Source organism: Streptomyces beihaiensis (assembly GCF_026274175.1).
In the GTDB taxonomy this organism is placed as follows: Bacteria; Actinomycetota; Actinomycetes; order Streptomycetales; family Streptomycetaceae; genus Streptomyces; species Streptomyces beihaiensis.
This window is the reverse complement of the sequence record NZ_JAPHNL010000116.1, coordinates 1-9,320: the sequence shown is the minus strand read 5'-3', so window position 1 is coordinate 9,320 and position 9,320 is coordinate 1. Positions and strand designations below refer to the sequence as shown.

At 70.6% G+C, this 9,320-nt stretch carries 8 protein-coding genes; 2 read left to right on the top strand and 6 right to left on the bottom strand.

Annotated features, from left to right (window positions below; all coding sequences use genetic code 11):
• Positions 1–481 precede the first annotated feature (481 nt).
• On the top strand, positions 482–1,696 hold the full coding sequence (locus OFY01_RS13140) for an SMI1/KNR4 family protein (RefSeq protein WP_266599487.1): 1,215 nt from the start codon (positions 482–484) through the stop codon (positions 1,694–1,696).
• Between the two features lie 338 nt (positions 1,697–2,034).
• Here OFY01_RS13140 and OFY01_RS13135 read toward each other — a convergent pair whose 3' ends face one another.
• The 6 genes from OFY01_RS13135 to OFY01_RS13110 form a co-directional block, all read right to left on the bottom strand.
• The gene (locus tag OFY01_RS13135; protein WP_266599485.1) at positions 2,035–3,507 is read right to left on the bottom strand and encodes a sialidase family protein; all 1,473 of its coding nucleotides are present in this window, start codon (positions 3,505–3,507) and stop codon (positions 2,035–2,037) included.
• A 200-nt stretch (positions 3,508–3,707) separates the two neighbouring features.
• Complete coding sequence (locus OFY01_RS13130; RefSeq protein ID WP_266599483.1) at positions 3,708–4,580, bottom strand: SCO family protein; 873 nt, start codon at positions 4,578–4,580, stop codon at positions 3,708–3,710.
• Between the two features lie 119 nt (positions 4,581–4,699).
• Entirely contained in the window at positions 4,700–5,539 is an 840-nt protein-coding gene (locus OFY01_RS13125) for a MerR family transcriptional regulator (RefSeq protein ID WP_266599481.1), read from the bottom strand.
• 37 nt (positions 5,540–5,576) lie between these two features.
• The gene (locus tag OFY01_RS13120; RefSeq protein WP_266599479.1) at positions 5,577–6,002 is read right to left on the bottom strand and encodes a YunG family protein; all 426 of its coding nucleotides are present in this window, start codon (positions 6,000–6,002) and stop codon (positions 5,577–5,579) included.
• A 67-nt stretch (positions 6,003–6,069) separates the two neighbouring features.
• Positions 6,070–6,432 carry a DUF1330 domain-containing protein gene (locus tag OFY01_RS13115; protein WP_266599477.1) on the bottom strand — a complete coding sequence of 121 codons (363 nt, stop codon included), beginning with the start codon at positions 6,430–6,432 and terminating at the stop codon, positions 6,070–6,072.
• A gap of 690 nt (positions 6,433–7,122) precedes the next feature.
• On the bottom strand, positions 7,123–8,112 hold the full coding sequence (locus OFY01_RS13110; protein WP_266599475.1) for a helix-turn-helix domain-containing protein: 990 nt from the start codon (positions 8,110–8,112) through the stop codon (positions 7,123–7,125).
• Between the two features lie 117 nt (positions 8,113–8,229).
• Between OFY01_RS13110 and OFY01_RS13105 the strand changes: the two genes are divergently transcribed.
• Positions 8,230–9,279, top strand: coding sequence for an NAD(P)-dependent alcohol dehydrogenase (locus tag OFY01_RS13105; protein ID WP_266599473.1), 1,050 nt, complete (start codon positions 8,230–8,232; stop codon positions 9,277–9,279).
• The last annotated feature ends 41 nt before the right edge of the window (positions 9,280–9,320 follow it).

Below are 9,320 nucleotides of genomic sequence, written 5' to 3'. Positions count from 1 at the left end.
GCAGTCGGCGACGAAGCAGAAAGCATCACGGCGCGAGCCGTGAGAATCCCCCTCCTTCAGGAGGGGGAGAAGTCAACGGGCACAAGATCCGCAGTCACCACGCAGAGCCTGCCCGCAAAGACCATCCAGCGCGAGCCAACAGGCTGATCTTGTCTTGAAACGATCAGTAAGGCGGACGTGACCGCGCCGAACGGACGCCGCCGACGACTGGTTCTACTCCCTGGTGGCACCGCGTGACCCGCTGATCAGCATTGCCCGTATCGTGCAACGCCGTTACGTCAACCCTGTGATCTGCGGGGCAAGGAGTTGGGCGAGGCGATGAGGCCGCGGTGGCCCGGCCGGTCACGCGCACTGTGGCACTGCCCGGGAGCCGAGCGATTCAACCCGAGGGCAGCCGAAGCGTCCGTCAGTGGGCGGGTCAGACCCCGAGCGGTGCCAGGTCCCGGTCTCGATGTCGGTGGGGGATGTCATCCTCGGCTCCATGGATCACTCTGCGCGGATCAGCGCGTTCACAGATCTCGTCGGACCGCCGCCCGGCCCGGCGCCCGCCGTCGACTGGACAGCGGTCGAGGGCTGGCTCGGCACTCCGCTGCCCGGCGACTACAAGGCGCTGGTGTCGGCGTACGGTGCGGTCGAGATAGGCGGGCCGGGTGCGGCGATCCGGCTGCACCCCCCGTGCGTCAGCATCGACGGCCACTTCGAGTACGCGGCGTGGATCGTCGAGACGCACCGGCACTCGGCGATCCGGCCCGGCATGTTCACCGCGCGTCGGCGCCCCTTCCTGCCCGAGGAGGGCGGCCTGCTCGCCTTCGCCACGACGAGGAGCGGCGACCACCTGTTCTGGGACACGGGCGCGTCGGACGACCCCGACGCGTGGCCGGTCACGCTCATGACCACGCACGTGGCAGTCGGAGTGAGCGAGCCCTGGGTGGACTACGAAGTCCCGTTCCTTGAGCTGCTGTTCACGCTGCTGCGCGCCGGCGTGCCGCACCCGGGCGAGCCCGGCGGGCTGCTGGGCCCACTGCCCTCACAGATACGAGTGTGGCCACCGCTGGCCGGGGCCGCACCCTGGTCGCCACCGCCTGCGGGCACCGCCGTGGACGCGCGGCAGCACGCGGCGCTCACCGAGGGCTCGGGCCTCGGCTCCGTCATGGCGCTGGTTCCACCGCCCCTGGAGCCGTATCTGGGCGAGGGCACATGGGAGCAGGTCTTCGAGCGTCTCGGCACCCGGCTGCCGCCGGACTTCGTGGCGCTCGCGGAGCGGTACGGGGCGGGCAACTGGAGCTGGTGGCTGGACATGAGCGCCCCACTGTCCCTGGACCGACCACGGGAGCAGGGGCTCGCGGCCACCGTCGAGGGCATGCTTGACGGATACCGCCAACTGCGCGCCGCCCACCCGCAGTGCTACCCGATGCCCGCGTGGCCCGAGCCCGGCGGCTTCCTGCCGTTCGCCTCGACGATCGACGGGGACCAGATCGGCTGGTGCGCGGACGGCCCGCCCGAGACATGGCGCGTAGCCGTCAACCCACGCCACTCGGACCAAGGACCGCCCCTGCCGGGCGACTTCACGACGACCCTGCTCACGTGGTTGCGCGGCGGCCCCGCCGAATCCGGCTTCCCCGGTGTGACCGGACAGGGCCTGCATCCGCTGGACGTCATGTTCTTCGAACCGTTCGGGCCGCGCGCGCCGTGGTGAGGGCCGCCCCCTCGTCACCACGTGCTGGGGCCTCAGCACCGTTGCGTCAGGGCCATGAGCGGCTTTTGAGGCCATGGGCGAAGAACGCGGCGGTGGTGCGGACGGTGCAGTTCTGGGCCTTGTGGGGGGGCGTCCCGCGTTCGGGCCGTACTTGCCGGTGGGGTGCTTTCGGGTGCGGGCCTTCACCCGTTGCCGTCGGTGGGCGGGCATGCACGCCCGTCCGGAAGCCGACCACCACGACGGGGGACATGGCAGTGAAGGATCGGCGGTACCGGGGTGAGTTGCCCCATCGGCGTGGCCACGGCCGACGGCTGGAGCGGCTCACCCCGGGGCGGCCGTTACGGCGTGATGGTGGCCGAGTAGACGTCCGTGCGGTCAGCCGTGTCGCACGGTGTGGTGGAGCCGGGCGCGCAGTTCGTGCGGACGAAGAAGGGCACGAAGGTCGTGCCCGCGGTGTCCAGGCTTTCGTAGTCACCTGTGAAGTAGCCGCCGGCGGTGGGCGCGGCGGTCATGTCGAAGGTGGTGCCCAGGCGCTTCTCGCCGCCCCAGGTTCTTCCTCCGTCGGACGAGCTGGTGAACCAGTAGTCCGTCGGCACAGTGGTGGTGTCGCCCGGCTTGAGGCCGCGGAGGTCGTAGTACGTCACCCCGACCGTGCCGTTGGACGAGACGGCCACCGAGGGCGTGAAAGCGGGGCTGCCGGTCGGTGTGTTGACGCGCCTGGGGGCCGACCAGGTGGCGCCGCCGTCGCGGGACGTGGTGTAGCCGATCTCGTCGTACGCGCCGCCGCTGAACTGCGCGTCCTGCCAGACGAGGTGGAGGGAGCCGTCCGGGCCCACCGCGGCCTCGGGGATGATGTCGCCGGTGCGGACCGCCGCCCCGGTGTTCGGGTCGGCGACGCCCACGACGTTCATGTCGGCTATCGCCTTGGGCGCGGACCAGGTGGCGCCGCCGTCGGTCGACTTCACGAACGCGAGCTGGTCGTGTTCGCTGTTGGGGGTGTTGGGCCGCACGATCCAGTTGGCGAAGTCGTACAGCGTGTCGGGGTGGCGCGGGTCGACGACGACGCGGTTGCCGATGGTCTGGCTGCGCTCGCCCGTCGGGAAGATCGCCTTCGGCTTGGACCAGGTCTTTCCGCCGTCCGTCGTCCGGGAGAAGTAGCCGGGGCCGGTGTACGCGGAGGCGTGCGCGTCGGCGTACGGATTGGCGTTCGGTGAGACGAGGGTGTCCCACACCGAGTACGCGACGCCCGCCTCGCCCGGGTTGGCCGTGATCGAGTTCTTGTCGTCGAAGTACTGGGTGGTACCGGTGTGTTCGTCGACCGTGGCGAGGTTCTTCCAGGTCTTTCCGCCGTCCGTGGAAGTGGCGGCGAAGACCCCGTTGTCGTTGTCGGTCTCGTCGAAGGAGATGGCGTTCGCGTAGACCGTGCCGTCGGGGCCGATGGAGACCCAGGCGTCCGAGGCGCGGGTGTAGCGCGGCCCGCCCGGTGCGCAGGCGCTGAACGGCAGCGGGGTGGTGGTCCACGTCTTTCCGCCGTCCGTGGACGATCCGGCGACGAGGCCGTGCGCTCCGCCGTCGCGCCAGCGGTCCTGCTGCCAGGCGCCGACGAGGTTCTTGTGGTCGGCCGGGTTCACCGCGACGAACGGTTCCACCTCGGCCCCGGTGTAGTTGGTGCCGGGCCCGCCGAGGGTGCAGTCCGCGTAGGGACTGGGGCCGGACACGGTGCTGAGTGAGGGTCGGGATGCCGCCAGGGCCGGGGTCGCGAGTACGACTACCGCCGCTGTGGCCAGGAGCATGGTGGTTCTGTGCCTCATGCCTCACCTCTCGGATAGCGCGTGTGGCGCGTCACTTGATGTACCGAGGTGCCCAGAGCTCAGGCGCAAAATCGGCCCTACTCTGCTCCTCGCCCGTGGTTCCGCGCAATGGTGCGTCAGGTGGGTGAGGTGCGGGAGAAAGGTGCGGGAGAAGGGTGCGGCAGACAGGTGCGGCGGACAGGTGCGTCCGAGGAAGGCGCTCAGCCGGCCGCCGAGGAGCCCGACGGCGCCGCGAGTCTGTGCTGGAGGAGCCAGCTGAGCGTCTGGAGCGCCTGAGGCACGGTCCACGCGTCGCCGTTCGGGTGTTCGAGGTTCTTGACGCCCTTGTCGCTGAGGTAGTGCCGCAGCGTGCTGGGAAGCGTTCCGTCGGCGACGTGGGCGGTGCCCTCGATGAGGAAGCGCTCGTGGCCGCTGCGGTCCAGGAAGAAGAGCTCGTCCGAGTGCTCGACGTCGTAGGTGAGGGTCTTGCCGGTCCGCCAGTTCTTGGGCGGCGGGTTGTCCTGCGGCACCTTCTTCGTCCAGACGCCGAAGTACTTCCACAGCTTGGCGATCGTGTCCGGGCTGCCGGTCAGCAGCGTCCAGTCGGGCGGCGCCTGCGCGAACAGCTTGCGGTACGCCTTGAGCTGGGCCGGGTCGTCGCGCTCGGGGTCGACGGTGATGGAGAGGAACTCGACGTCGGAGGCGTGGTGGTCCTTGGTGACCTGCTGGGCGGTGCGCACCATGTCGGCGGTGTCCAGGGGGCAGGTCTCCTGGCAGAGCGTCATCAGGTCGTTCACGACCAGGATCTTGCCCTTGAAGGCGGCCAGGTCGGTCTTCTTGCCGTTCTGGTCGGTCAGCGGCAGGTGCTGGATGTCGGCCGGCACGGTACCGCTCAGCCGCGTGCCGACGTCCTGGGCCGGCGCCGCGATCTTGCCGTCGGACGACGTGCCGCCACCGCCGCCGCCACCGCCGCCGCCGCACGCGCTGACCGACACGCTCAGGGCGACGGTCGCGGCCAGCGCGGCGACGACGGTACGGAAACGGCCGCGGGGAGCCCTGTGACCGCTGCGGTCACTCAGCTTGGTGAACGACATCTCTGACCTATCCACTGTCCACGATCGAGGGCCCGGGCCTTTCGCAGGCCCCTCGCCCCGGCCACGCTACCGGCGGGCCCGGTGTGCGATGCCCACCGGGGGTACGGTCTCGGCGGGGGTCAGACCCGTACGACCGGTGCCTGGAGTTCCGTCACCCAGTCGTCACGGTTGTCGGGGCACTCCAGGTTGATCTCGCGGGGGTGTCCGGTCAACCGGTAGCCGTGGGCGTCGACCCAGCGGGCCAGGGTCTGCGCGGTGGGGATCACGGCGTCCATCGAGCCCCGGTGCACGATCGTCGCCGCCTGGTCGACGGGCGGCAGGTCGTGGACGCGGAAGGAACCGTCCTCGGGAGCGGCAGGGGCCCGGAGGGGGACGGAGACCTGGACGGCGGCGTGCACGGTGATCGCGCCGCCGCCTTGCGGGTCGTCCTCGTAGTAGGCGATGCCGGGACCCGCCGGGGCGATGCCCGCCGAGTCCAGCTGCCGGAACAGTTCTTCGTAGAGCGGCACGATGACCGGAGTGATGTCCTCGGGCTCGAAACTGGCGGCGGTGCCGGTCAGCTCCGCGACCCGGACCGCGGTGATGCTCTTGAGGACGACGTCATTGCTGGGCATGTGCCCCTCACTCTCGATCGCTCGCAGCCTCGCCTCGACCTGGACCAGCCGCGCTCGCGCCGCTGACATCGCGGTCTCCAGTTCGGACCGCCGCAGCCGCAGCATGCCGCGCAGCTCCTCCGCGCCGACCTTGTCGTCCACGATGTCCCTGACCTGCCGGAGGGTGAATCCCAGGTCCTTGAGCGCGACGATCCGGTTGAGGCGGGCGAGCTGAACCGCGGTGTAGTGGCGGTAGCCGCTGGCGGGGTCGACATGGGCCGGGCGCAGCAGTCCGGTCGCGTCGTAGTGGCGCAGCATCCGGACCGAGACGCGGCCGTGCCGGGCGAAGTCTCCGATGGTGAACATGATGTCTCCGAGTCGACCGCCTGACACGGTGTGAGGGTCAAGACGTCATCGCGCGGTGGCTGTCCGCCTCCTTGCGCGGAAGGCCGAGCTCGCCCAGCACTCGATCGCGAAGAAGCTCGTACTCCTCGCGCAGCCTGCGCCACTCGGTCACCGGCGGGCGAGGGATCACGACGCCTTCGGTGACGGTCTCCCGCGGACCGAACTGTTCGCGGGTGAGGTCGATCTCGAGGCCCATGCCGAGGCGGTTCCACCAGTGGTAGTCCACACGTACTCCGTCGACATGCACCTCTCCGCGGATCAGCTCGCCTCCCATCAGGTCATTGACCACCATGGCGGTCACCCCGCACTGGTCGCGGGCCGGATTCTCCTCGGTCCAGCGCGGCCGGAACTCGGGCGTGCACGTCTCGGCGCTCCAACCGCGGCGAACCGCTCGCTCCACGTCTGCCAGAAGCAACGGTGTCATGCGGGGCATCCTGCCAGGGGGCACTGACAGTGGTCGTGGCCGTTCCGGTCCGCGTGATGAAACGTGTTCACGACGGCGACACGCCGCTCCCGGCAGCCCGTCGCATCGCCCGCGCCGTGGTCCCGGCCGCGTAGTCGTCCGGGACGCCCTGGAGAAGGGCCAGCTCACCGGGGATGTTGTCCGCGCGCATCGGGAGGATCGCCTGGTAGGCGTCGGAGGCGTACCAGGCGTGGGCGCGGTCGAGGTCGGGGAACTCGACGAGGACGATGTCTCCGAGCGCGCCGCCCTCGACCCATTCGCCGGGCGTGCCGTGCACGAGGAACCGGCCGCCGTACGGCTCGAACGTGGACTGGACGAGCTCGATGTACGTGTAGACGTCCGGGTGGAGCGGCGGGGCGGGGCGCAGGACGGCGATGGCGTACGCGGTCATGGTGGCGGTCTCCTCCGGTGGTCGGGGCACTCCGGTGGTCAGGGCCAGGACCCGGGCCAGGACCCGGTCGAGGGCCAGAGCCGGGGCCGGGGCCGGGACAGGGGCCTGTGGCCTTCACGTGTCCGATCGTGCCGGTCCGGTCGCCGGAGAGCGATTACCTCGGGGGTAGGAGCAGGAGGGCGGGGGCGGGGCACCGGCGGGCCGCGAGTCTCGCCGCGATGCCGCGCGTGCCGTTCCTCCTGGTCCGCCGGGTGCCGTTCTCAGCGCCCGCCGAAGGGCCACCACGACCGCTTCGGCTCCGGCGGGCAGCTGCACCGCTGGGCCTTGGGCACGCCGGCCAGCACCTGGTCGACGTGGTTCCCGCAACCGGCATAGCCGGCCTTGCCGCACTTGCCGCATGTCACTCGACGGCACATGGTTGATTCCCTCCTGCCCGGCACGGTTTCGCCGGGTCGGTCGTTCCGTACGCTCGATAATACCCCCAGGGGTACCTTTGTCGACTGTTTCGGATATCACGGGCAGGGGCCCCGGTATCACGGGGCAGGGGCCCCGGTATCACGGGCAGCTGTTCCGGAGATCACGGGCAGCGGGACCGCGCTCACCCCTTGGCCCGGCCCTGCCCGCCCGGGCACAACCGTGCCGCCGCGTCCGGCGAGGCCGTAGGCCGCCGCGCCGGAGCCCGACTGAGGCTCAGCGCCCGGGGTCCGTACGGCCGCCGCGCTCCGGTGCGTGGCTGTCGTCCCCCGCCAGGCCCGCGGCGGGCGGGGGGCCGGGCACGTCACCCGCGCCCACGCCCCAACTGGCGAGCAGCCGCAGCGCGTCCGACGACGCCGAGCCCGGCTCCGCGTGGTAGACGACGAGCGACTGGCCGTCGTCGTCCGGCAGGTGCAGTGTCTCGTACGCGAGTCCGAGGTCGCCGACGAGCGGATGGCGCATCCGCTTCACGCCGTGCCCCTTCTCCTTCACGTCGTGCGTCGCCCAAAGACGCCGGAACTCCTCGCTCTTGACGGAGAGTTCACCCACCAGGGCCGACAGCTCCGGATCCTCCGCGTTCCGGCCCGCGTACAGGCGCAGATAGCTGACCATGTCCGTCGCCTTCGACTCCCAGTCGACGAACAGCTCACGGGAGACCGGGTCGAGGAAGGTCAGTCGCGCCCAGTTGCGCTCCGCGCGCGGCAGCCGCGACCAGTCGCCGAAGAGCGCCGCCGCCATCCGGTTCCAGGCCAGGATGTCCGAGCGCGCCCCGACCACGTACGCGGGCACCGCATCGAGCGATTCGAGCAGTTGCCCGAGCTCCGGCCGCACCTGCTGGCGCCGCGCCGCCGCCCGGTTGCGTCTGCGCTGGGGCTGCGGTTTGGCCAGGTGGGTCAGGTGGGCGTGCTCGGCGGCGGTCAGGCGCAGGGCGCGCGCGATGGCGTCGAGCACCTCCGTCGACACATTGCGCCCGTTGCCCTGTTCCAGGCGGGTGTAGTACGCCACCGAGACCCCCGCGAGCTGCGCCAGCTCCTCGCGGCGAAGCCCCGGAACCCGCCGGTGCCGCCCCACCGGGGTGAGCCCCACGTCCCGCGGCTGGAGCCGGGCCCTGCGGCTGCGCAGGAACTCGCTGAGCTCGGCCCGCCGGTCGAGTCCGGCGGCCGGATCCCGTTCGTCGTCCGTGGCGTGGTCCGTGGCGTCGTGCATGCTTCAAGTATTCCCGTTCGTACGACCAGGAGCCTGTCCCCGCCAGTGGTAGGACCACGGGACGTACGCAAGACGGTGACCTGGGTAAACCCTCGACGAGCAGGCAGGCTGGTGGCCATGACCACGAGCACCACTGTCGCCGCCTACGCGGCGCCCACCGCCAAGGCCCCCCTCGAGCGCACCACCATCGAGCGCAGGGCCGTCGGCGAGCACGACGTACTGATCGACATCAAGTTCGCCGGTATCTGCCACTCCGACATCCACCAGGCCCGCAACGGGTGGGGCGAGGGCATCTTCCCGATGGTGCCCGGCCACGAGATCGCGGGCGTCGTCACCGAGGTCGGCCCCGGTGTGACGAAGTTCAAGGTCGGCGACCGCGTCGGCGTCGGCTGCATGGTCGACTCCTGCCGGGAGTGCGCGAGCTGCAAGGCCGGGTTCGAGCAGCACTGCGAGCGCGGGAACGTTCCCACGTACAACGGCATCGGCAGGGACGGAGAGCCCACCTACGGCGGTTACTCGCAGCAGGTCGTCGTCGACGAGGCGTTCACCGTGCGCATCCCCGACGGCCTCTCCCTCGACGTGGCCGCGCCGCTGCTGTGCGCCGGCATCACCACGTACTCCCCGCTCAAGCAGTGGGGCGCGGCCCCCGGCAAGAAGGTCGCGGTCGTCGGTCTCGGCGGTCTCGGCCACATGGCCGTCAAGATCGCGCACGCCCTGGGCGCCGAGGTCACCGTCCTCTCCCAGTCGCTGCGCAAGAAGGACGACGGGCTCAAGCTCGGCGCGGACCACTACTACGCCACCAGCGACGAGAAGACCTTCCAGGAGCTCGCGGGCACCTTCGACCTGATTCTCTCGACGGTGTCGGCGCCCCTGGACTTCGGCGCGTACCTGAGCCTGCTCAAGACGGGCGGCGCCCTGGTCAACGTCGGCGCCCCCGAGGAGCCGATCGCGCTCAACCTCTTCTCGCTCATCGGCGGCAACAAGACCCTCGCCGGTTCGATGATCGGCGGCATCGCCGAGACCCAGGAGATGCTCGATTTCTGCGCCGAGCACAACCTGGGCGCCGAGATCGAACTGATCGAGGCGGCCGAGGTCAACGAGGCGTACGAGCGCGTCCTGAACTCGGACGTCCGCTACCGCTTCGTGATCGACGCGGCGACGATCTGAGGAGCATCGGCGCGGTTGCCGGTCAGATCGGAAGAGCACAC